Annotated in this window: 18 protein-coding genes; 11 read left to right on the forward strand and 7 right to left on the reverse strand. The window is 68.6% G+C overall.

The window, feature by feature from the left end; genetic code table 11:
• The first annotated feature begins 117 nt into the window (after positions 1 to 117).
• From JR064_RS05935 to JR064_RS05960, 6 genes are all read left to right on the forward strand, one after another.
• Positions 118 to 420 (forward strand): Mpo1-like protein, encoded by a 303-nt coding sequence (locus tag JR064_RS05935; protein ID WP_179566375.1) that lies wholly within the window; start codon positions 118 to 120, stop codon positions 418 to 420.
• A 68-nt stretch (positions 421 to 488) separates the two neighbouring features.
• A complete protein-coding gene (locus JR064_RS05940) occupies positions 489 to 1,457 on the forward strand; it encodes an SPFH domain-containing protein (RefSeq protein ID WP_179566373.1) in 969 nt (322 codons plus the stop codon).
• Between the two features lie 3 nt (positions 1,458 to 1,460).
• Positions 1,461 to 1,892, forward strand: coding sequence for an NfeD family protein (locus JR064_RS05945; RefSeq protein WP_179566371.1), 432 nt, complete (start codon positions 1,461 to 1,463; stop codon positions 1,890 to 1,892).
• A gap of 261 nt (positions 1,893 to 2,153) precedes the next feature.
• On the forward strand, positions 2,154 to 3,260 hold the full coding sequence (gcvT, locus tag JR064_RS05950; protein ID WP_206229121.1) for a glycine cleavage system aminomethyltransferase GcvT: 1,107 nt from the start codon (positions 2,154 to 2,156) through the stop codon (positions 3,258 to 3,260).
• Between the two features lie 100 nt (positions 3,261 to 3,360).
• On the forward strand, positions 3,361 to 3,756 hold the full coding sequence (gene gcvH / locus JR064_RS05955; protein WP_179566367.1) for a glycine cleavage system protein GcvH: 396 nt from the start codon (positions 3,361 to 3,363) through the stop codon (positions 3,754 to 3,756).
• A gap of 1,520 nt (positions 3,757 to 5,276) precedes the next feature.
• Positions 5,277 to 5,735 carry a histone H1-like repetitive region-containing protein gene (locus tag JR064_RS05960; protein ID WP_179566365.1) on the forward strand — a complete coding sequence of 153 codons (459 nt, stop codon included), beginning with the start codon at positions 5,277 to 5,279 and terminating at the stop codon, positions 5,733 to 5,735.
• A gap of 1,190 nt (positions 5,736 to 6,925) precedes the next feature.
• Here the strand turns inward: JR064_RS05960 and JR064_RS05965 are convergent.
• The gene (locus JR064_RS05965; protein ID WP_218848122.1) at positions 6,926 to 8,314 is read right to left on the reverse strand and encodes a serine hydrolase domain-containing protein; all 1,389 of its coding nucleotides are present in this window, start codon (positions 8,312 to 8,314) and stop codon (positions 6,926 to 6,928) included.
• A gap of 280 nt (positions 8,315 to 8,594) precedes the next feature.
• On the opposite strand from JR064_RS05965, the gene JR064_RS05970 reads away from it, so the two are divergent.
• Positions 8,595 to 9,491, forward strand: a complete 897-nt coding sequence (locus JR064_RS05970; RefSeq protein ID WP_206229122.1) for a DMT family transporter — start codon at positions 8,595 to 8,597, stop codon at positions 9,489 to 9,491.
• Positions 9,492 to 9,518: 27 nt separating this feature from the next.
• Here the strand turns inward: JR064_RS05970 and JR064_RS05975 are convergent, their stop codons facing one another.
• Positions 9,519 to 11,117: a choline dehydrogenase gene (locus tag JR064_RS05975; RefSeq protein WP_206229123.1), complete on the reverse strand. Its 1,599-nt coding sequence runs from the start codon at positions 11,115 to 11,117 to the stop codon at positions 9,519 to 9,521.
• Positions 11,118 to 11,294: 177 nt separating this feature from the next.
• On the opposite strand from JR064_RS05975, the gene JR064_RS05980 reads away from it, so the two are divergent.
• Complete coding sequence (locus JR064_RS05980; protein WP_241092882.1) at positions 11,295 to 12,605, forward strand: NTP/NDP exchange transporter; 1,311 nt, start codon at positions 11,295 to 11,297, stop codon at positions 12,603 to 12,605.
• Between the two features lie 83 nt (positions 12,606 to 12,688).
• Entirely contained in the window at positions 12,689 to 13,042 is a 354-nt protein-coding gene (locus tag JR064_RS05985; protein WP_179566357.1) for a DUF1304 domain-containing protein, read from the forward strand.
• Between the two features lie 31 nt (positions 13,043 to 13,073).
• Here JR064_RS05985 and JR064_RS05990 read toward each other — a convergent pair whose 3' ends face one another.
• The 3 genes from JR064_RS05990 to JR064_RS06000 all read right to left on the reverse strand — a co-directional run bounded on the left by JR064_RS05990 (position 13,074) and on the right by JR064_RS06000 (position 17,020).
• On the reverse strand, positions 13,074 to 13,553 hold the full coding sequence (locus JR064_RS05990) for a hotdog fold domain-containing protein (protein ID WP_191826541.1): 480 nt from the start codon (positions 13,551 to 13,553) through the stop codon (positions 13,074 to 13,076).
• Positions 13,554 to 13,622: 69 nt separating this feature from the next.
• The gene (locus JR064_RS05995) at positions 13,623 to 16,103 is read right to left on the reverse strand and encodes an acyl-CoA dehydrogenase (RefSeq protein ID WP_191826542.1); all 2,481 of its coding nucleotides are present in this window, start codon (positions 16,101 to 16,103) and stop codon (positions 13,623 to 13,625) included.
• Positions 16,100 to 17,020 (reverse strand): alpha/beta fold hydrolase, encoded by a 921-nt coding sequence (locus JR064_RS06000; RefSeq protein ID WP_206229124.1) that lies wholly within the window; start codon positions 17,018 to 17,020, stop codon positions 16,100 to 16,102. Before JR064_RS06000 ends, JR064_RS05995 begins: the two co-directional genes overlap by 4 nt.
• Before the next feature lie 139 nt (positions 17,021 to 17,159).
• Here JR064_RS06000 and JR064_RS06005 point away from each other — a divergent pair, with 139 nt between their 5' ends.
• Positions 17,160 to 17,771: a TetR/AcrR family transcriptional regulator gene (locus tag JR064_RS06005; protein WP_184410732.1), complete on the forward strand. Its 612-nt coding sequence runs from the start codon at positions 17,160 to 17,162 to the stop codon at positions 17,769 to 17,771.
• Positions 17,771 to 19,063, forward strand: a complete 1,293-nt coding sequence (locus JR064_RS06010) for an aspartyl/asparaginyl beta-hydroxylase domain-containing protein (RefSeq protein WP_206229125.1) — start codon at positions 17,771 to 17,773, stop codon at positions 19,061 to 19,063. Before JR064_RS06005 ends, JR064_RS06010 begins: the two co-directional genes overlap by 1 nt.
• Positions 19,064 to 19,132: 69 nt before the next feature.
• Here the strand turns inward: JR064_RS06010 and JR064_RS06015 are convergent, their stop codons facing one another.
• A complete protein-coding gene (locus JR064_RS06015; protein WP_179566345.1) occupies positions 19,133 to 19,699 on the reverse strand; it encodes a 2OG-Fe(II) oxygenase in 567 nt (188 codons plus the stop codon).
• On the reverse strand, positions 19,696 to 21,543 hold the full coding sequence (locus JR064_RS06020) for a tetratricopeptide repeat-containing sulfotransferase family protein (protein ID WP_179566343.1): 1,848 nt from the start codon (positions 21,541 to 21,543) through the stop codon (positions 19,696 to 19,698). Before JR064_RS06020 ends, JR064_RS06015 begins: the two co-directional genes overlap by 4 nt.
• Between the last annotated feature and the right edge of the window lie 34 nt (positions 21,544 to 21,577).

The raw sequence follows: 21,577 nt of genomic DNA on the forward strand, positions 1-21,577 counted from the left end.
TCCACGCTGCTCGCCACGTCCTGCGCAGCGGTTCCCCGCTGCCGCGTCCCTCCTCTTTGATGTCGGCGCCCGCGCGGCGGCGTATGCTGTGCCTGCGCTGCCTGGGAGGGCCAACGCATGCGTCGCTTCGACAGTTTCCGCGCGTTCTATCCGTTCTACCTGAGCGAGCACCGGCATCCGCTGTCGCGCCGGCTGCACTTCGTCGGCAGCGCCGGGGTGTTGCTGATCGTGCTGCTGGCGATCTGCAGCGGCCAGCCACGCTGGCTGTGGGCGGCGCCGCTGTGCGGCTACGGTTGCGCCTGGGCCGGACATGTCTTCTTCGAAAAGAACCGTCCGGCCACCTTCCGCCATCCGCTGTATTCGTTCGCCGGCGACTGGGTCATGTTCAAGGACATGCTGCTCGGGCGTATCCGCTGGTAGCGCTGGCGGCCGGCCGGCGCTCGCTATACTCGCGGCGTATTCATTTCTTTGGTCAATGGAGCGAGCCGATGCCGTCCACCTATTTCCTCGCGCTGGTGATCCTGGTCGCGGGCGTGATCGTGCTGTTCAAGACCGTGCGCATGGTGCCGCAAGGGTTCCAGTGGACCGTGGAGCGCTTCGGCCGCTACACCCACACCTTGTCGCCCGGCCTGCACTTCCTGATTCCGGTGGTCTACGGCGTGGGCCGCAAGGTCAACATGATGGAGCAGGTGCTGGACGTGCCCAGCCAGGACGTGATCACCAAGGACAACGCGGTGGTGCGGGTGGACGGGGTGGTGTTCTTCCAGGTGCTGGACGCGGCCAAGGCCGCCTATGAAGTGTCGAACCTGGAGATCGCCACGATCGCGCTGGTGCAGACCAACATCCGCACCGTGATCGGCTCGATGGACCTGGACGAATCGCTGAGCCAGCGCGAGACCATCAACGCGCAGCTGCTCAGCGTGGTCGACCATGCGACCAATCCGTGGGGCATCAAGGTCACCCGCATCGAGATCCGCGACATCCAGCCGCCGCGCGACCTGATCGATTCGATGGCGCGGCAGATGAAGGCCGAGCGCGAGAAGCGCGCGCAGATCCTGGAGGCGGAGGGCTCGCGGCAGTCGGAGATCCTGCGCGCCGAGGGCGAGAAGCAGGCCGCGGTGCTGGAGGCTGAAGGCCGCAAGGAAGCCGCGTTCCGCGACGCCGAGGCGCGCGAGCGCCTGGCCGAGGCCGAAGCGCGCGCCACCACGATGGTGTCCAAGGCGATCGCCGAGGGCGACGTGCAGGCGATCAACTACTTCATCGCGCAGAAGTACGTGGAGGCGTTCAAGGAACTGGCCACCGCGCCGAACCAGAAGTTCGTGCTGATGCCGATGGAATCCAGCGGCATCATCGGCTCGATCGCCGGCATCGGCGAACTGGCGCGCGAGGCGCTGGGCAAGCAGCAATCCGCGCCGCCGGCGGTGCCGCGTGGCATGCCGCCGCGCAGCGGAGTCTGAGCCATGCGCGCCGAGGTGGTCGCATGGGGCGCGCTGACCTTGCTGCTGTTCGCGGCCGAGGCGCTGGCGCCGGGCGCGTTCATGCTGTGGATGGGCTTCGCCGCCGCGGCGGTGTTCGTGGCCGTGCTGGTGCTGCCGGACATCGCGCTGCTGCTGCAGATCGGCGCGTTCGTGGTGCTCAGCTTCGTCTCGATCCAGATCTACCGCACCTGGTTCCGCGGCCGCGACCGGGTCAGCGACCGGCCGCTGCTCAACCGCCGCGCCGAACAGTTGATCGGCCGGGTGGTGACGCTGGACCAGCCGATCCAGGCCGGCCGCGGCCGCGCCAAGGTCGACGACGCGTTCTGGGTGGTCGGCGGCCCCGACCTGCCCGCCGGCAGCGCGGTGCGCATCGTCGGGGTGGATGGGATGACGCTGTTGGTGCAGGCGGAGTAGGGCCGGGATTGGGGATTGGGGATTGGGGATTGGGAGGCTGCCGTGCGTGCGCGGCATCTCCGCATGCTGCATGCATCCGTTGTAGGAGCGGCTTCAGCCGCGACACAATCTCTGATAATGCCTGTCGCGGCTGAAGCCGCTCCTACAACGGCGTGCCTTCGGGCGGGATCGTATGCGGCCGCCCCGAATCCCCCAATCCCGAATCTCCAATCCCGGCCGCTCGGCGGCGATAATGGGCGACTTTTCTCACGGACCCGCGCCATGACCCAGAAGACCATCCTCAACGACAGCCATCGCGCCCTCGGCGCCAAGATGGTCGACTTCGGCGGCTGGGACATGCCGATCCACTACGGCTCGCAGATCGACGAGCACCATCAGGTGCGCCGCGACGCCGGCATGTTCGACGTCAGCCACATGACCGTGGTCGACCTGCATGGCACGCAGGTGCGCGGGTTCCTGCGCCACCTGCTGGCCAACTCGGTAGACAAGCTGAAGCTGCCGGGCAAGGCGCTGTACACCTGCATGCTCAACCCGCAGGGCGGGGTGATCGACGACCTGATCGTCTACTACATGTCCGACACCTTCTTCCGCCTGGTGGTCAACGCCGCCACGCGCAGCAAGGACCTGGCCTGGATCGGCGCGCAGGCGCAGGCGTTCGGCGTGGAGGTACGCGAGCGCGAGGACTTCGCGATGATCGCGGTACAGGGCCCGAATGCGCGCGCCAAGGCGATCGGTCTGCTGCGCGAGGACGACCGTGCCGCGGTGCAGAAGCTGGGCCGCTTCGCCGCGTTCGAGGCGACCTCGACCGACGGCGTGGCGCTGTTCGTCGCGCGCACCGGCTACACCGGCGAGGACGGCTTCGAGATCGTGCTGCCGCAGGAGCAGGCGGTGGCGTTCTGGAACGCGCTGCTGCAAGCGGGGGTCAAGCCGGCCGGGTTGGGCGCGCGCGACACGCTGCGCCTGGAGGCCGGCATGAACCTGTACGGGCAGGACATGGACGACAGCGTGTCGCCGTACGAGGCGGCGCTGGCCTGGACCGTGGCGCTGGACGAGGGCCGCGTGTTCATCGGCCGCGACGTGCTCGAGGCACAGAAGGCCAACGGCGCGCCGCGGCAGATGATCGGCCTGGTGATGGACGAGAAGGGCGTGCTGCGCCACGGCCAGAAGGTGCTCACCGCGCAGGGCGACGGCGAGATCCTGTCCGGCACGTTCTCGCCGACGCTGGGCAAGGCGATCGCGTTCGCGCGCGTGCCGGCCGGCGACCCCGGGCAGGTGCGGGTGGACATCCGCGGCAAGGAGGTGCCGGTGCGCGTGGTCAAGTTCCCGTTCGTGCGCGAAGGCCAGGTCCAGCCCGGCGTCCTCGATTGAACCGGCGGCCGCCGCAATGCGCCCGCGACGTCGTTGCGGAGCATCCGGTTCGCTACACTAGCCACCCATCCCCGATACCGTCTTTTTCCGGAGCAGCCCCATGAGCGAGATCCCTGGCGACCTCAAATTCCTCAAGTCCCATGAATGGGCGCGCGTCGAAGGCAACGGTCGCGTCACCGTCGGCATCTCCGAACATGCCCAGGGCCTGCTCGGCGACCTGGTCTATGTCGAGCTGCCCAACGTCGGCGACGAGGTCGTCGCCGGCAACGGCGTGGCCGTGGTCGAGTCGGTCAAGGCCGCGTCGGACGTGTACAGCCCGCTCACCGGCAAGGTGGTCGAGGTCAATGCCGCACTCAGCGACAAGCCGGAGACGATCAACGAGGACGCCTACGGCGAAGGCTGGATCTTCGTGCTGGAGATCGCCGATCCGGAGCAGTTGAACGACCTGCTGACGCCGGACGACTACGCCGAGCTGCTCGAGGAAGACGGCCACTGAGCCGAGCCCCACGTCGCGACAGCCGAACCGGCCGCCTTGTGCGGCCGGTTTTCGTTTGTGCGGCACAAACGAAAGCGGCGGCAGGAAGCGGAGCGCGCTGTCGACAGTCCGCGAGGTTTGCCGATCGGGCGATCGGCATCTCCGAGTGGCCGGAGTCGCGGCGAGCGGACGCAACGCAGGCGCCGGATGCGCCGCACCAGGCGGTGGATGCCGGCCGCGCCGCATGCATCGACGCGCACGACCCGGGCGATCGGCATGTCTGCGTGGGCGGAGTCGCGGCGAGCGGACGCAACGCAGGCGCCGGATGCGCCGCGCCAGGCGGTGGATGCCGGCCGCGCCACATGCATCGACGCGCACGACTCGGGCGATCGGCATGTCCGCGTGGGCGGAGTAGCGGCGAGCGGACGCAACGCAGGCGCCGGATGCGCCGCGCCAGGCGGCGGATGCCGGCCGCGCCGCATGCATCGACGCGCACGACGTGGTCGCCACGTGCTGGAAGGCGGCGCCGCTGCAGCGGTGCCTGGACGCGGCGAACGTCGCGCCGGTTTTTTGGCAGTGACGGTGATGTGCATCGCAGTCGGGCGTCGCGGGCGCGGCGTCTGCGATCGCAGCAGCGCTTGCTGCGCTGCGGCCAGCGGCGTCGCGTTCGTCCGGTCGGGTGTGTTCGTCGTGGCGCGCGCGCGCGGTGCTGCGGGTCGGTCGAGGCGAGACACGCACTCGGCAGCGGACGCGGCGGCAACAGCACGCGCGACGCATCCGGTCGCGTGTGCGTGACGTGCCGGTGAGGAGCATGCGCAGACATGCGGACGCTACAACGGCATCGTCGTCGCCGCGGCGATGCGCTGCGAGGCGCCGCGCACGCGCGCTCGCAAGCGCCGAACAACGCGAAAAAGTTTGCGCAGTTTTGCGCATTTGCTCTTGTGCGATGCCGGAACGGCGCATGCCGCGAAAAGTTTTTTTCAGCTTGCGGACAGGCTCGCGTATGCGCGCCTGGATGCCGCCAGCGCCGCGCGCGGCAGCACGCGAAACGGCCGGTCGCGTCGGCGTGTTGCAAAAAAGCACGGGAATTACCGCTGTTTTTGTTTGCGTCGAAGTTTCGCCGCGGGTTTCGCAACGGCTGTCGTCGAGGTCCCGGGGCCGCCGATCGCGACGATCGGTGCGCTCGCGGCACGCGACGCCTGAAAAAAAATTGCGTAGAACTGTTGACAGTAAAAAAAAGCGTGATTAGGTTTCGCCCAGCAGACGTTGCTGCGCAAGCGAGTGAATCGGATCGACATCAGAACGCGAAGCACAACTTGGACCTCCACCAGGAACCTGACGATGGTGGATCAGGTGTCGCTTCCCTCCGAGAAACGCAACGTCTCCCCTGGCACGACACCCGTATCGAGCTTCGATACGGGTGTTTCTGTATCCGACCCGGCCCGCACTACGCGCCGGCGGATCCTGCAGGCGGACCATCGCCGCGGGTTTGCTTTAACTGGGCGTTTTCAATCCATAGTTCACTGACGAGGAGCCATCCCATGGCCACGAAAAAAGCTGCGAAAAAGAAGCCGGCCGCTAAGAAAGCGGTCAAGAAGACTGCCGCCAAGAAGCCGGCAGCGAAGAAGGTCTCGGTAAAGAAGGCGGTCAAGAAGGTCGCCAAGAAAGTCGCCAAGAAGGTCGCCAAGGTGAAGAAGGCCATCAAGAAGGCCACCGCCAAGAAGACCACCGCGAAGAAGGCGGTAAAGAAGACGGCGAAGAAGGCGACCGCCAAGAAGGCCGCCACCAAGAAGACCGCGAAGAAGGCCACCGCTAAGAAGGCCGTAAAGAAGACCGCGAAGAAGGCCGTCGCCAAGAAGGCGGTGAAGAAGTCGGCTGCCAAGAAGCCGGCCGCGAAGAAGGCCGTCGCCAAGAAGGCCGTCGCGAAGAAGAAGCCGGTTGCCCGCAAGAAGAAGACCGCTCCGGTCGCGCTGCCGGCAACGCCCGCGCCGCTGATCTGATCTGATCCATCCCGATAGCCGTACCTAGAGCTCTCTCCCCGGTGCCCAGCGGGGAGGGAGCTTTTTTATGGGCGTCCGTCTGCCGTCGCCGCGACCAGCTGCTTGCCGGCGTCGACATGGCACCGACCTGCCGCTGACGTGTCGGCTGCACGGTGGCCAGTCCGCGAGCCGGCGCTGTTGCCGCCACCGTGTTCTCTCGCCGCCGGGCGCGTGCCCGGGCTGCACTGAATTCCGACTGCGCTGCAGGCGGCGATGCTGCGCGAGTTCGCCAAGCCGCTGCCTCGCTGCCGCAGGCGACGTGGTCGAGGCCGCGCTCGGCTCCTCGCTTTCGTCTGCGCGAGGACATCCCGGCGGCGCTGCCATGTCGTGCTGGCAGCCTCGGCGTTTTCAAACCATCCGCACCGTGCTCCATGCGCCGGTGCCGCGCGCGCTGGCGGCGCCGGCGTGGAGCGTGCGAGCGCGAGCGGCAGGCGCTGAGGTGCTGGCAACCCCATCGTTGCAGTGCCGACCTGCTGCTCGGGCTGACTGATCTTGCTCCTCCACCTGGACCACGGGGGGAGGGAGGTGGTGCGCAGCGCCGGATGAGGGTGCGTGCGTAGCGACGCGTGTGGGGCGAGGTGGACGTGCGTCGCCATGCGCACTCATTGCCATGAGGCTTGGCCCGGATCCTCACGGCAGCTTCTTGCCGCGAGGCTGCGCCCCACCCTCAGCAACCTCTTGCGGCGAGGCTTCGTTCGATCCTCAGCAACCTCTTGCCGCGAGGCTTTGTCCGATCCTCGGCAACCTCTTGCCGCGAGGCTTCGCCCGGCCCCTCACTCCAACCCCTCTCCCGATGGGAGAGGGGCTCTATTCGCTTGATGGGACTTCTGCGCGGGTGTCCGCAGCTGATCCGGCGCCGGTTGTCGTAGTGACGGACGACGGTCGACGCAACCAAGGTTTTTCGGTCGATTGCTTCAAGCAGCGCTTCGATGTTGGCCGAGCCGCTACCGCGTGCCGCTCCCCTGTAGGAGCGGCTTCAGCCGCGACCGTATCGCCTGGATTCCATCAACGTCGGAGCCGGCGCAATTGCTGGCTTGCGCAGCCTCACCAGATCCTGTCGCGCCGGAGCGCAGGTCTCCCGAAACCAGCGCGCAGACAGCAGAAAGGCGGCTTGCGCCGCCTTCCGCCGAACCATCGGGAGACCACCTGCGTCAGTGCGGCGACGCGGTCGACTTGGACGAGGAGGCGCCCTTCTTGTCCTTCGGATCCGGACGCTCGGCCATCATGTTGTCGCTGCCGAAGTCGGTGTCCACGTCCAGCCAGCGCTGCGTCGGCAGGCCGATCGCGCGGTCCAGGATGGTCGGCAGCAGGCCGGAGGGCAGGCCGCTCTCGCCGTTCCACAGGATCGCCACGCCCAGGTCGCGTTCCGGCACCAGCGCGACCAGGCCGCGATAGCCCTGCACCGCGCCGGCATGGAACACCACCTGGTGGCCCGAGTAATCGAAGATGCGCCAGCCCAGCGCGTAGCTGGCCGAATTGACCCGCTCGCGGCGCCAGCCCGAGCGCATCTCGCCCGGGGTGGTGATCAGCGGCGCGTGCAGCGTGGCCAGCAGCGGCGCCGGCAGCACGTCCGGACGATGCCCGGTCTGCGCGATCAGCCATTGCGCCATGTCGCTGATGCTGGCGTTGACGCCGGCGGCCGGGGCCAGCCGGTAGTAGGTGGGCTTGGGCATCAGCGACACCCAGCCGTTGCGGCTGCGCACGTGCGGGCGCGCCCAGCGCGGGCTGGCCTGGATCCCGGCCAGGCCCATGCTGGCGTCGTTCATGCCCAGCGGCTTGAAGATGCGGCGCTCCACCGACTGCTCGTAGAAGCTGCCGGAGGCGGCGAACACCACGTCGCCGATCAGGCTGAAGGCGACATTCTGGTAGGCGTAGCAGTCGCCCGGCGCGCACTTGAGCGGCGCGTAGGCGAGCTTGTGGCTGAGCGTGTAGTAGTCGGTATTGGATTCGACGTCGCGGTCGTAGGCGTTGTAGGTCAGGCCGACGCGATGGCTGAGCAGGTCGGCCACGTTCAACTGGCGGGTGGCGACCGGATCGCTGAGCTGGAAGCCGGGCACGTAGTCGACGACCTTGCTGTCCCAGCGCAGGGTGCCGTCGTTGACCAGCAGGCCGGCCATGGTGCCGGCGAAGGCCTTGGACAGCGAGGCCAGGCGGAACACGGTGTGCGCATCGACCGGCTCGGGGCGGTTGACGTCGGTGACGCCGTAGCCGCGCGCACTGATCACCTGGCCGTTGTGCACGATCGCCACCGCCAGGCCGGGCACGCGCTCGCCGTAGGTGAGCTGCTCGGCCATCGCTTCCAGGCTGGCGACATCGAAGTCCCTGGCCAGCGGCAGTACCTTGCTCTCCGGCAGCGAGGCGCGGTACGGCAACGGCTGGGTCGGCGAGGTGTAGCGCGTGGCCTCGGTGTAGATCGGCGGCGGCAGCGGCTGCGAGGGCGCCGGCGTCTGCGCGGTGGAGGACATCGCAAAGGGCAGCAATGCCCCGAGCAACCCGGTTGCCACCGGTCGAAGGAGCCGGTGCCTGCTGTTCTGTTTCATCGCGCGTGTGGCCTGTGAGGTGCTGCCGAAACCGATTCTAGCGCCGCTTTTCGCCATTGCACAAACCGGGAGAAGATGAATGGGCATCGTCTTGATCCTGCTGGTGATTTTGCCGGGCCGACAAGGCCGGCAACGCGGCGTCCGCCGCGGTTGCCGCAACGGCGCGGCAGGTGCCTGAAACGCATGCAATCGATGTGCCGAAGCCGCTGCGGTCGCCGCCGGCCTGGCTGAACCGTTGCCAGCGCAGTGACGGCGCGGTACCGCTGCGGGATCATGGCGCATGCCCGATCCCGACCTTCCCCCGATCCCCGCCGCGCGTACGGCGCCGGCCGCCGCGACCTGGCTGGGACTGGCCTTCGTGCTGGTCTGGTGCACCGGCTACATCGCCGGCAAGCAGGTGGTGGCGCATGCGGCGCCGTTCACCGCGCTGCTGTGGCGCTTCGGCCTGACCGCGCTGTGCTTCGCGCTGGCTGCCGGTCCCGCACGCTTGCAGGCGCTGCCGCGGCAGGAACTGGCACGCAGCGCCGTGGCCGGGGTGCTGATGCTCGCCTTGCAGTTCGGCGGGGTCTACGCCGCCTTCGCGCTGGGCACCGGTTCCGGCGTGGCCGCGCTGGTGATCGGGGCGATGCCGCTGCTGGTGGCTTGGGCCAGCCCATGGTGGGGCGGCCAGCGCTTGCGCGCGGCGCAGTGGCTGGGCATGGCGCTGGGCTTCGCCGGCGTCGCCACGGTCGCCGCCGACCGCATCGACGGGGCGACGCCGTGGGGCGGCTGGCTGGCCTTGCTGGTGGGCCTGTTCGGCATCGCCGCCGGCACCCTGTACCAGAAGCGGCATGCCGCGCAGCTCGACCTGCGCGTCGGGCTGGCGGTGCAGAACGCCGCGGCGACGCTGGTGCTGCTGCCGCTGGCGGCGTGGGAAGGCTTCCGCTTCCAGGCCAGCGACGGCTTCGTCGCGGCGATGGCGTGGCTGGTGCTGGTCAATTCGATCGGCGGCTTCGCGTTGCTGTTCCTGCTGCTGCGGTGCGGCGCGGCCACGCAGGTGGCGAGCCTGTTCTTCCTGATGCCGCCGGTGACCGCGGTGTTCGGCCACGTGCTGCTCGGCGAGCACCTGACCGCGCTGAAGCTGTGCGGCTTCGCGCTGGCGGCGCTGGGCGTGTGGCTGGCAGGGCGCGCGCGGTGAGGCGCGGGTAGGCCCGCACGCTGCGCCTCAGCCGTCGCGCAGCACGCTGTGGCCGCGGATCAGGTCGGCGGCGCGCTCGGCGATCATCATCGTCGGGCCGTTGGTGTTGCCGCTGACCAGGCGCGGCATCACCGATGCATCGACCACGCGCAACCCTTCCAGTCCGCGCAGGCGCAGTTGCGGATCGACCACCGCCTGCGCATCGTTGCCCATGCGGCAGGTGCCGATCGGGTGGTAGATGGTCTCGGCCTTGGCGCGGATGTAGGCGACCAGGCCGGCGTCGTCCAGGTCGTCGCGTGCCGGCAGCAGCGGCGCGCCGCGCCAGGGATCGAATGCCGGCTGCTGCAGGATGCGCCGCGCCAGGCGCGCGCATTCCACCAGCATGCGCAGGTCGAAGCCGTCCGGATCGCTGAGGTAGTTCGCCTGGATCCGCGCCGGCGTGCGCGGGTCGGCGTCGTTGAGCGACAGGCGGCCGCGGCTGCGCGGCTGCAGGTGGCAGGCGTGCAGGGTGAAGCCGTCGCCGGGCAACCGGTTGCGGCCGTGGTCGTCGAGCATCGCCGGCACGAAATGCAGCTGGATGTCGGCGCGCGCGTCCGGCGCCAGCGGCGAGCGGATGAAGCCGCCGGCTTCGGCGATGTTGCTGCTGCCGGCGCCGCGGTGGCCGCGCAGGAAATAGTCGAAGGCGATCTTCAGCTGGTTGCGGCGGTCGTAGCTGATGCCCGGGCGGGTGCGGTACAGCGTGCACACGTCCAGATGGTCCTGCAGGTTGGCGCCGATCTGCGGCTGGTCCAGGCGCACCGTGATGCCATGGCGCTGCAGTTCGTCGGCCGGGCCGATGCCCGAAAGCATCAGCAATTGCGGCGAGTTCACCGCGCCGGCGCTGAGCAGCACCTCGCGTGCGGCCCGCGCCTGCACTTCGGCGCCGCGTTGCGCGTAGGCCACGCCGACCACGCGCTCGCCCTCGAGCAGCAGGCGCAGCACCAGCGCGTCGGTGATCACCTGCAGGTTGGCGCGCGCCTGCGCCGGCGCCAGGTAGGCGACCGCCGCCGAGCAGCGCGCGCCGTCCTTCTGGGTGACCTGGTACAGGCCCACGCCCTGTTGCTGCGGGCCGTTGAAATCGCGGTTGTGGGCGAAACCGGCCTGTTCTCCGGCAGCGATGAACGCGTCCGACAGCGGGTTGTGATAGCGCAGATCGGACACGTGCAGCGGCCCGTCGCCGCCGTGCAGCGCATCGCCGCCGCGGCTGTTGCGTTCGCTGCGCCGGAAATACGGCAGCACGCCCTGCCAGTCCCAACCCTCGGCGCCGTCGGCGGCCCAGTCGTCGTAGTCGGCCGCCACGCCGCGCACGTAGCACATCGCGTTGATCGAACTGGAGCCGCCCAGCACCTTGCCACGCGGCCACCACAGGCGCCGATCGTTCAAGGCCGGCTCCGGCGCGGTGAGATAGTTCCAGTTGATGCGGCGGTTGCCGGTCAGCCGCGCCAGGCCCGCCGGCATGTGGATGAAGGGATTGCGGTCGCGCGGCCCGGCCTCGATCAGCAGCACCTTGCAATCGCGATCCTCGCTGAGCCGGTTGGCCAGCACGCAGCCTGCCGAGCCTGCGCCGATGATGATGTAGTCGTACACCCGCGGTCCCCCTGTTTCGTGGCGCCGACGCTAGTCGCCGGGGATAGAGCATATGCTCGGCCGCGCCGCGGGATTGCGGACGCCGCGATGGGCGTGGGTCTGCGCGTGTCGGCGGCGCTGGCGATGTTGCAGTGCATCGGCTAACGTGCGCGCAACCACACGGCGAACGGCAGGCCGATGCAAGCGGAAAACAAGCGCGTCCAGACCGGCGAGCTGCGCGCGGTGCTGCTGTCCTTCGTCTATTTCTTCTGCGTGCTGTCGGCTTACTACGTGATCCGCCCGGTGCGCGAGCAGCTGGCCGCGGCGGTCGGCTCGACCCAACTGCCCTGGTTCTACATGGCGACCTTCGTCGCCACGCTGCTGCTGACCCCGCTGTTCGCCTGGATGGCGGCGCGTTGGCCGCGGCGGATCGTGGTGCCGGCGGTGTACGTGTTTTTCGCGCTGTGCCTGATCGGCTTCGTGCCGCTGTTCAGCGGCTACGGCGGGCTTGGTCCGCGTGCGCTGGGCGTCGTGTTCTTCGTCTGGGTCAGCGTGTTCAATTTGTTCGTGGTGTCGGTGTTCTGGAGCTTCATGGCCGATATCTGGAGCAACGAACAGGCGCGGCGGCTGTTCCCGCTGATCGGCCTGGGCGGCACCGCCGGCGCGGTGGCCGGGCCGCTGCTGACCCGCGGGCTGGTTGGGGTGATCGGTGTGGCGCCGCTGCTGCTGGTGTCGGCGGCGCTGCTCGGTATGGCGCTGGCATGCGTGATCCTGCTCGGGCGCTGGGCGCGGGTGCATGGCGCGCGTCGCCACGACGCCGGCCACGAGGCGGCGGTCGGTGGGGGCATGTTCGACGGCCTCAAGCAGATCCTGGCCAATCCGTTCATGCGCGGCATGGCGCTGCTGATGTTGCTGGGCGATTGCATCGGCACGGCCGGCTATGCGCTGATGACCGATTACTCCGGCGCCACCTTCCACAACGCGGTCGAGCGTACCGAGTTCGCTGCCAATATCGATATGCTGGCCAATGTGCTGCAGGTCGCCGTGCAGATCACCGTGACCCGCTGGCTGCTGATGAAGAAAGGCGCCGGCGCGGTGATCGTGCTGTGGGCGCTGATCAGCGTGGGCACGCTGGTGGCGACCGCGTTGTCGCCCGATCCCTATGCCCTGGCGGTGTGGATCGTGCCCTGGGTGGTGCTGCCGGTGGTGATCACCCGTTCGCTGACCTACGGCATGGTCGGCCCGGCGCGCGAGTCGCTGTACACGCGGGTGCCGCGGCAGCTGCGCTACCAGGGCAAGAACGCAGTGGATACGGCGGTGTGGCGTGCCGGCGACGTGGCCGTCTCCTCTGCGATGATCGGCCTGCGCGGGTTGGGCATGGGCGTGCCCGGTTTCGCCGCGCTGGCGGCGCTGGCGGCGACGCTCTCCGGCGTCATCGGCTGGCGCCTGGCGCGTGCGGTCGAAAGCGCCGCGCCCGTTGCAGCGGCAGAGACGTCCCCGACGCGCTGAGCCCACGCGCGCCGTACGCCTCCGCTGCCGGCCGCCGCGCCAGCCGCTATGCTGTGCTTCCTCTTTCGCCGATGGACGCGCGCATGACCCTGCTGGCCTCGATCCTGGTATGCCTGGTGGCCTTGCTGCACGTCTACATCCTGGTGCTGGAGATGTTCCTGTGGACGCGGCCGCTGGGCATGAAGGTGTTCCGCAACACGCCGGACAAGGCGCAGCTGACCAAGGTGCTGGCGGCCAACCAGGGCCTGTACAACGGCTTCCTCGCCGCCGGTCTGGGCTGGGGCGTGGCGGCGCAGCGCGTGGACGTGATGCTGTTCTTCCTGGGCTGCGTGGTCGTGGCCGGCCTGTACGGCGCGTGGAGCGTCAGCCGCCGCATCCTGTTCGTGCAGGCGCTGCCGGCGGCGCTGGCGAGCGCGGCGGTACTGCTGGCGTATTGAGCCGGCTGCGCGCCGGCATCGCGGTGCCGCGTCAGCCGTTCGCTGCCTTCGCGCGCGGCGACACCCACATGGCGATGCTGGCGAAGAACACCACCTGTTCGCGCGCGTCGCGGATCTCCACGCTGACCGGCAGCTCGTAGCCGCTGTCGGCCGCCACGATCGGCACGTCCGGTGTCGCCACCGCGTGCATCGTGCCGTTGGCCTTGCTGCGGTATTCGACGCGCATGCCTTTCGGGATCCAGCGCATCGACGGCGGCAGGCTGGCATCGACCATGACCCCGCCGGCTAGCTCGGCCAGGTTGCACAGCGCGATCGCATGCACGGTGCCCAGGTGGTTGCTGACCCGCCGCCGATGCGCGATGCGCGCCTCGCAGCGGCCCGGCTGCAGCACGGTGATGCGCGGGGCGATGCTGGCGAAGTAGGGCGCCTTGAAGCACACGGCGCGGGAAAACAGCCATTGCCCGGCCGGCCAGCGCTGCATGCGTCGATAGAGCGACAGCAGTTTGCTCATGGTGCGTGCCTCAAATGAAGACGGCGGACCGAAGTCCGCCGTCGTGGTGAGCGCATTGCCGAATGGATCTCAGGCCGCTTCGCGCGAATGGTCGTCGCCGGCCGTGGCACGGTGGTAGTAGCTGGCCGAGCGCAGTTCGTCGGCGTCGAAATCGTCCACGCTGATCGTGTCCATGGTGATCTCGCGCAGTTCCTCCAGCTGGCGGCGCTCGTCGGCCGACAGCACGCCTTCGCGCACCGCTTCGTCCAGCTGCGAGGCGAAGTCCAGCGCCTCGATGCCCTTGCTCTTGAGCGCCTTCAGGAACTTGCGCTCGACCGGCTCGGCCAGCACCGCCTTGGTCAGGTAGCTGGCGATGCGGCCGCCCGGATTGTTCTCGCACGGGGTCAGGAACACGCCCTGGCCCAGACGGTCGCGGGCTTCGTTCGGCGTCATCAGCAGCGCGGCGACGCGGTGGCCCAGGCGGTCGCCCGGGGCTTCGGCGCGGCGGCCCCACGGGAAGATCAGCGCCCACATCAGCCAGCCCACCGGACGGATCGGGAAGTTGCGCAACGCCGCCGACAGCGCCAGCTCGATCTTGTGCACGCTGTCGTGGAACGCCCAGGCCAGCAGCGGCTGGTCGGTCGCCGGCGCGCCGTCGTCGTGGTAGCGCTTGAGCATCGCGCTGGTCATGTAGATGTGGCTCAGCACGTCGCCCAGGCGGCCGGACAGCGATTCCTTGAACTTCAGCTTGCCGCCGAGCATCAGCATCGACACGTCGGCCATCAGCGCCAGGTTCGCCGAATAGCGGTCCAGCTTGCGGAAGAAGCGGCGGGTGTAGGCGTCGCCGGGCGCGGCGCCGATGCGCGCGGCGGTCAGGCCGAACCACAGCGAGCGCACCGCGTTGGAGATCGCGAAGCCGATGTGGCCGAACAGGTTGCGGTCGAACTCGTCGACGCCGGCCTTGTGGTCCGGATTGCCGGCGGCCTTCATTTCCTTCATCACCCACGGATGGCACAGGATCGCGCCCTGGCCGAAGATCAGCAGGCTGCGGGTCATGATGTTGGCGCCTTCCACGGTGATCGCGATCGGCGCCGCCTGCCAGCTGCGGCCGGCGAAGTTGCGCGGCCCGAGGATGATGCCCTTGCCGCCGACCACGTCCATCACGTCGCTGATGACCTCGCGGCTCATCGTGGTGCAGTGGTACTTGGCGATCGCCGACGGCACCGACGGCACGTCGCCGCGGTCCACCGCCGCGGCGGTCGCCTGCGACAGCGCGCTGATCGCATAGGCCTTGCCGCCGATCCGCGCCAGCGCCTCTTCCACGCCCTCGAAGCGGCCGACCGACAGGCCGAACTGCTTGCGGATGCGCGCGTAGGCGCCGGTGACGATCGCGCCGTACTTGGCGCCGCCGCTGGCGGTGGAGGGCAGGGTGATCGAGCGGCCCACGGCCAGGCACTCGTTGAGCATGTTCCAGCCCTTGCCGACCATGTCCACGCCGCCGATCAGCTGGCTGAGCGGGATGAACACCTCGCGGCCGTGGATCGGGCCGTTCTGGAACGGCGAGTTCAGCGGGAAGTGGCGGCGGCCGATCTCGACGCCGGGGGTTTCGCGCGGCAGCAGCGCCAGGGTGATGCCGATGTCCTTGGTGTCGCCGATCAGGCCGTCCGGGTCGTACATGCGGAACGCCAGGCCGACCAGCGTGGCCACCGGCGCCAGGGTGATGTAGCGCTTGTCGAAGGTCAGCTTGACGCCGAGCACGTTGGCGCCGTTCCACTCGCCCTTGCAGACGATGCCGTAGTCGGGAATCGAGGTCGCATCGGAGCCGGCGAACGGGCCGGTCAGGCCGAAGCACGGCACTTCCTGGCCGACCGCCAGACGCGGCAGGTAATAGTCCTTCTGCTCCTTGGAGCCGTAGTGCAGCAGCAGTTCGCCCGGGCCCAGCGAATTGGGCACGCCGACGGTGGAGCTGACCACGCTCGAGACCGAGGCGATCTTCTGGATCACCTTGTGGTGGGCCAGCGCGGAGAAACCCAGGCCGCCGTATTCCTTGGGAATGATCATGCCGAAGAACTTGTGCTTCTTGACGAAGCTCCACAGCTCCGGCGGCAGGTCGGCATGGACGTGGGTGATTTCCCAGTCGTTGGTCATCCGGCACAGCTCTTCCACCGGGCCGTCGAGGAAGGCCTGCTCCTCGGCGGTCAGCTGCGGCTTCGGATAATCGAGCAGCTTCTGCCAGTCCGGGTCGCCGGTGAACAGTTCGCCCTCGAAGCCGACCGAACCGGTTTCCAGCGCGATCCGCTCGGTCTGCGACAGCGGCGGCAGCACCTTGCGGAACACCTTCAGCATCGGCGCGGTGAGCAGCGGCTTGCGCACGAACGGCAACAGCAGCGGCACTGCGACCAGCGCCAGCAGCACGGCGGCGACGATGGTGGCGGTGTGGCTGGCGCCGAGCAGCCAGCATGCGACCAGCAGCGTGGCGCTCAGCGCGGCCCAGACGGCGAGCCGCATGCGGTGATAGGCGGCGAAGGCGCCTGCCAACAACAACACGAGGAAGGGTGCGACGATGCTCATGGGCTTGCTCCGGGGACTTGCTCGGTGACGGCGGACGGTGCGCCGGCGCTAGCCGGTGGCAGTGCGTCCAGATAATGCAACACAGTGGCGGTAAACGCGGCGTTGTCGTCGCCGGCCAGCATATGCGTGGCTTCGGGCAGGTGCACATGCTGCGCATGCGGCACCAACGACAGGAATTCTTCGATGCTCTGCGGCGTGACCAGATCGCTGCGCCCGCCGCTGACCAGCAGCACCGGGCAATGCACCTGGCGCGCGGCCTGCGCGATCGCGTCCTGGTGCTGCTCGCCGTCGCGCGCCAGCTCCTCGACCAGGCGCGGGTCCCAGTGCCAGTACCAGCGGCCGTCGGCGTGCCGGCGCAGGACGCTGCGCAGCGCGTCGGGCGACTTGCGCGCGCGCTGCGGCAGATAGGCGGCGATGGCATCGCCGGCGGCGTCCAGCGTGGCGAAGCCGTGCGGATGCGCCGTCATGAAGGCGAGGATGCGTTCGACCCCGGCCGGCTGCCAGCGCGGGGTGATGTCGACCAGCACCATCGCGCGGAACAGCCCCGGCCAGCGCGCCTCGGCCATCAGCCCGAACAGCCCGCCCATCGAGGCGGCCACCAGCACCGGCGCCGGCGCCATTTCGCCGGCGACCACGATCAGGTCGTCGGTGAATTGCTCGCCGCGGTAAGGCAGGGCGGCGGGATTGCGCGTGGAGTCGCCATGGCCGCGCGCGTCGTAGGCGATGCTGCGGTAGCCGTGCGCCTGCAACGCCGCGGCGCTGGCCATCCAGGCATGCCGGGTCTGCCCGAAGCCGTGCGCGAACAGCACGCTGCCCGCAGCGCCGGGTTCGGTGACGGTCGCGGCCAATTGCATGTCGTCCGCGCCGGCGAGCAGGGCGGAGGCCGCAATCGGCATGCTGGAAGGAGAGGAAACCATACGAGCTAGTATGGATGAGCCGGCAGCGATGTCAATACGATGCAGTATGGAAACGAAAAGCCAATGCTGCCGGGCATTTGCGTGCGATTCATGGAGGGCACATACTGCAACCGACTTCCCCGTATGGTTAAATCGACGGATGAACAATGCCTCCGTGTCTACCACCGACGATGCCGCCGCTCCCAGCGGTGGCCGCAACAACCGACTCAGCGCCGAAGATTGGGCGCAGGCGGCACTGGACCTGATCGCCGAACAGGGCGTCAACGCGGTGGCGGTGGAGCCCTTGGCACGGCGTCTGGGCGTGACCAAGGGCAGCTTCTACTGGCACTTCCCCTCGCGCGATGCGTTGCTGCAGGCGGCGCTGGAGCGCTGGGAACTGGTCGAGCAGCAGCAGGTGTTCGGCAGCCTGGAAGAGGTGCCGGATCCGCGCACCCGGCTGCGCGCGCTGTTCCAGCTGGTCGCGCACGAGGTCAAGCCGCACATCATCTACAGCGAGTTGCTGAAGGCGCTGGACCATCCGGCGGTGCGCCCGGTCATCGACCGGGTCTCGCAGCGGCGCATGGAGTACCTGATCGCTTCGTTCCGCCAGGCCGGCCTCAGCCGCACCGATGCCCAGCACCGCGCCCGCCTGGCCTACGCGGCCTACGTCGGCTTCCTGCAGTTGTCGCTGCAGTTGCACCAGCCCAAGCAGGCGCGCGAGGAGTTCGAGGCCTACGTCGAACACGTGATCGTGACCCTGATTCCCGGCTGATGTTCCAGGAACTGACCCGCGCCAGCGTGCACGAGCAAGTGCGCCGCCATCTCGCCCAGGGCGACCATCGGCGTGCCGATGCGCTGTGCGAACAGGTGTTGGCCACGGCGGCGGACGATGTGACGCTGCGGCGCATGCACGCGATGCTGCTGATGGAGAGCGGCGAGATCGCGCGCGCGGCCCAGGCCTGGGCCCTGGTGGCCGCCGCCGAACCGAGCCTGGAGGCGTGCAGCCGGCTGGGCATCTGCCTGGCCCGGCTGGGCGAGCATGCGCAGGCGTTGCCGGCGTTCGAGCAGGCCTTGCAGCTGTCGGCGGACGCGTTCCTGGTGCGGCTGTGCTACGCCGAGAGTCTGGATGCGGTGGGGCGCGGCGACGACGCCTTGCCGATGTACTTCGCCGCGGTGCATGCCGCGCAGGCCAAGGGCCGCTGGCTCGATCAGCACAGCACCGCGCCGGAGTTGCGGCCGCGGGTGATCGCGGCGATGGCGCGGATCGACCAGGGGCGGCACGCCTTGTTCGCGGCGGCGGTGCAGCCGCTGATCGACCGCTTCGGCGAAGCGGCGCTGCGCCGGGTGACGGCGGCGCTGCGGATCTATCTGGGGCTGCAGCCGCGTCCTGCCGACGACGGCCAGCGCCCTACCTTCCTGTATGTGCCCGATCTGGACCCCTCGCCGTATCTGGATGCGTCACGTTTCCCCTGGTACGCGCGGCTGCAGGCCGCCACCGAGGGCATCTGCAACGAAGTGCGGCAGGTGCTGGCGTCGCGCCAGGCGGTGCAGCCGTTCCTGGATTTCAGCAACGGCGCCACGCCGCAGGACTATCTCAGCGCCAAGCACGGCGATGGCGCCTGGGATGCCTATTTCTTCTATCGGCACGGCGTTGCGCATGCCGAGAACCTGCAGCGTTGCCCGGTCACCGCGGCGGCGCTGGCGCATGTGCCGTTGACCCGGATCGACCTGCACGCGCCGGAGGTGCTGTTCTCGATCCTGGCGCCCGGTACCACGATCAAGCCGCACTATGGCGTCAGCAACTCGCGCGTGGTCACCCATCTGCCGCTGATCGTGCCGCCGGAGTGCGCGCTGGAGGTGTCCGGCATCGCCCACCACTGGCAGGTCGGGCAACTGGTCACCTTCAACGACACCTGCCTGCACCAGGCCTGGAACCACAGCGATCAGCTGCGGGTGGTGATGATCCTGGACACCTGGCATCCGGACCTGGAAGAAGCCGAGACCCTGGCGCTGCGGCAGCTGATCGAGACGATCGGCGCGTTCAACCTGCGCGCTGGCCTGTAGCGGACGCAGTCGGCGGGACGCCGCGCGCGGCCCGCTCCAAGCACCCGGCGTCGGGCCGGCACGCGCCGCTCAGCGCTTGAACATCAGGTAGGTGGAGAGGATGTACTTGTCGTTGGAGACCGGCGGGTTGCCGACGTGCTGGTACATCCAGTACGGCGGGAACATCAGTAGCCTGCCGGTGCGCGGCACGGTCTCCACGTCCAGGTCGCAGAAGCGCGTGGTGCCGCCCTCGGCCACATCGTTGAGGTACCACAGGAACACCAGGTAGCGTTCGGACACCTCGTCGATCGAATCGAAGTGCGGCTGGAAGCGGTCGCTGCCGCCGACCTGGTATTTCTTCAGGATCAGCCGATCGATGGTGGGCCGGTACGGGATCGACAGGGTCAGCCCGAGGTCCTGGTTGTAGCGCGCCAGGTAGTGCTCGATCTTGTCCAGGAAGAATCCCAGGAACGCCGGATCGGCCAGCTTGCCGACATCCAGTTCGGTCCAGTTGCTGTCGCCGAGCGCCGCGCGGCTGTTGCTGCCGTTGCGCTGGTGATGCGCGCGCGAGGCCTCGAAGCCGTCGATCAGCTGGCGGCAGAACGCCTCGGGCAGCGCATCGTCGTAGCTGCGGATGTAGTCGCTCAGTGCTTTCATGGCGCAGCTGTCTCCAGGTCGTACCCCCAATGCGCGGCCACCGGTTGCAGGATCGGCAACGCGCCGGCCAGCCACGGCGCGTAGGCGTGCCAGCGGTCCACCGCGCGCCGGTTCACCGGTTCCACCACCTGCGAGTAGCTGGGCGTGCTGATATAGCCCTTGCGTGCGGCATGCTGGCTGAAGCCTTCCAGGAACTCGGGCTGCGCGATGCCGAGGAAGCCGCCGATGCGCTGCACCTGCGCGGGGAAATCGGCAACCGTTTCCTCGTATTTGAGGATCAGCAGGTCCGGCTGCAGCAGCGCCTGATGGTGGATCCAGAACCGCATCGCGTTGACGTAGCTCTTGGCCAGGCGTTCCAGGCTGGAGCACAGCACCATGAACGCCGGCGAGCGGAAGTTCTGCATGTAGCAGCTCAGCAGCACGTCGCAGGGATGGCGCAGGGCGAGAATGATCTTGGCGTTCGGGAACAGGCGCACGATCATCGGCAGGCGCAGCATGTTGAGCGGATTCTTGTCGACCAGCTGCTGGCCCGGGGCCAGCGCGATGACCTTGGCGATCTCCGACCAGTACAGCTGGCGCATCGCCTCGACCTGCGCATCGTCCAGTGCGCCCAGATCGTAGGGATAGCGCTTGCCCTGCGCCTCCATCCACTCGATGCAGCGCTGCAAGGTGGCGCGTTCGTCCATCGACGCGTAACCCGGGTGCGCGTCCAGCATCTGCTCGAGCATGGTGGTACCCGAGCGCGGGAAACCGACGATGAACACCGGCGAGGCGTCGCTGCCTGGCGCGTCGCCGCGCACGCCGGCGTAGCGCGCCTGTGCGTCGTCCAGCCATAGGCTGGAGACCTGCAGCGGCTCTTCGTTGGAGTAGGCGATCTCCGGCACGCTATCGGCTGCGAGCTTGAAGTGGATGGCATGCGCCTTCTCCAGCATGGCCATCGCGGCGGCGGGATGGCCTTGCTTGTCCTCGATGCCGGCAAGAGCGAAATAGGCGATGGCTTGGACCTGGATGTGCGGCTGCAGCTCTAGCAGGTTCTCGATTGCGCGGCGTGCCGCGGCATAGTCCTTGCGGCGCTGCGCCAGCGACGCTTCCAGTTGCAGGATTTCCACGCGGGTCTGACGGTCGTGCTGCTGTGGCGGCATGGATGCCGCCTGCGCCAACAGCGCGCTGGCCTGTTCGACGCGGTTGGTGCGTTCGTGCAACTGGGCCAGGCGGAGGACGTTGGACAGCGACGGGGCCTGTCCGGGCCGGCTCTGCGTGAGCAGCGCTTCGGCTTCATCGGTGCGGCCGACCTGGATCAAGGCGGTGGCCAGTTCCTCGCGCAGGTTGTCCGGCAGTTGCGGCCAGATCGCCGGTGGCGGCAGCAACGCTGCCGCGCGCTGGGCGTCGCCGCACTCGAAGCAGGCGATCGCGGCATAGATGCGTGCCTCGGCCTGGCTGGGGTCCAGGTCCACGGCATCGAGGAATCGGTGGCGGGCATTGGCGATGTCGCCCTTGTCCAGCAATACCAGGCCGTAATCGACCAGGTAGTGATACGTCTGCGGCGCAAGCGCCAGGGCTTGCCGATAGGCGTGCTCGGCCGGGGCGTGCTCGCCGAGCGTGCGCAGGGTCAGGCCGAGATTGGCCCAATGCGCGGATTCGTGCGGCTGCAGTTCGGTCAACCGCCGATAGATGGCGGCAGCGCCTGCGATATCGCCGGCATGTTGCAGCGACATCGCCAACAGCGTGTTCCAGGAAGGATCGCCAGCGGCGTTGGCCAGCGCCTTGCGACAAAGGTCGGCGGCCATCTCGGCCTGACCCTGGTCGATCAATTGGATGGCGTATTGCAGTTGCGGTGAGTTCATTCGGATCTGCCAATGAAAAGGGCCGCGCGAATGG

It is taken from the genome of Xanthomonas bonasiae, from assembly GCF_017163705.1.
Lineage (GTDB): Bacteria > Pseudomonadota > Gammaproteobacteria > Xanthomonadales > Xanthomonadaceae > Xanthomonas_A > Xanthomonas_A bonasiae.

What these genes read in the sequence shown, in the direction of transcription:
- JR064_RS05980 (WP_241092882.1), top strand. Translation starts at nt 11,295, where the DNA reads ATGCAAGCGGAAAACAAGCGCGTCCAGACCGGCGAGCTGCGCGCGGTG.
- JR064_RS05970 (WP_206229122.1), top strand. Translation starts at nt 8,595, where the DNA reads ATGCCCGATCCCGACCTTCCCCCGATCCCCGCCGCGCGTACGGCGCCG.
- JR064_RS05995 (WP_191826542.1), bottom strand. Translation starts at nt 16,103, where the DNA reads ATGAGCATCGTCGCACCCTTCCTCGTGTTGTTGTTGGCAGGCGCCTTC.
- gcvH (WP_179566367.1), top strand. Translation starts at nt 3,361, where the DNA reads ATGAGCGAGATCCCTGGCGACCTCAAATTCCTCAAGTCCCATGAATGG.
- JR064_RS06000 (WP_206229124.1), bottom strand. Translation starts at nt 17,020, where the DNA reads ATGGTTTCCTCTCCTTCCAGCATGCCGATTGCGGCCTCCGCCCTGCTC.
- JR064_RS05960 (WP_179566365.1), top strand. Translation starts at nt 5,277, where the DNA reads ATGGCCACGAAAAAAGCTGCGAAAAAGAAGCCGGCCGCTAAGAAAGCG.
- JR064_RS06020 (WP_179566343.1), bottom strand. Translation starts at nt 21,543, where the DNA reads ATGAACTCACCGCAACTGCAATACGCCATCCAATTGATCGACCAGGGT.
- JR064_RS05940 (WP_179566373.1), top strand. Translation starts at nt 489, where the DNA reads ATGCCGTCCACCTATTTCCTCGCGCTGGTGATCCTGGTCGCGGGCGTG.
- gcvT (WP_206229121.1), top strand. Translation starts at nt 2,154, where the DNA reads ATGACCCAGAAGACCATCCTCAACGACAGCCATCGCGCCCTCGGCGCC.
- JR064_RS05945 (WP_179566371.1), top strand. Translation starts at nt 1,461, where the DNA reads ATGCGCGCCGAGGTGGTCGCATGGGGCGCGCTGACCTTGCTGCTGTTC.
- JR064_RS05935 (WP_179566375.1), top strand. Translation starts at nt 118, where the DNA reads ATGCGTCGCTTCGACAGTTTCCGCGCGTTCTATCCGTTCTACCTGAGC.
- JR064_RS06015 (WP_179566345.1), bottom strand. Translation starts at nt 19,699, where the DNA reads ATGAAAGCACTGAGCGACTACATCCGCAGCTACGACGATGCGCTGCCC.
- JR064_RS06005 (WP_184410732.1), top strand. Translation starts at nt 17,160, where the DNA reads ATGAACAATGCCTCCGTGTCTACCACCGACGATGCCGCCGCTCCCAGC.
- JR064_RS05965 (WP_218848122.1), bottom strand. Translation starts at nt 8,314, where the DNA reads ATGAAACAGAACAGCAGGCACCGGCTCCTTCGACCGGTGGCAACCGGG.
- JR064_RS05990 (WP_191826541.1), bottom strand. Translation starts at nt 13,553, where the DNA reads ATGAGCAAACTGCTGTCGCTCTATCGACGCATGCAGCGCTGGCCGGCC.
- JR064_RS05985 (WP_179566357.1), top strand. Translation starts at nt 12,689, where the DNA reads ATGACCCTGCTGGCCTCGATCCTGGTATGCCTGGTGGCCTTGCTGCAC.
- JR064_RS06010 (WP_206229125.1), top strand. Translation starts at nt 17,771, where the DNA reads ATGTTCCAGGAACTGACCCGCGCCAGCGTGCACGAGCAAGTGCGCCGC.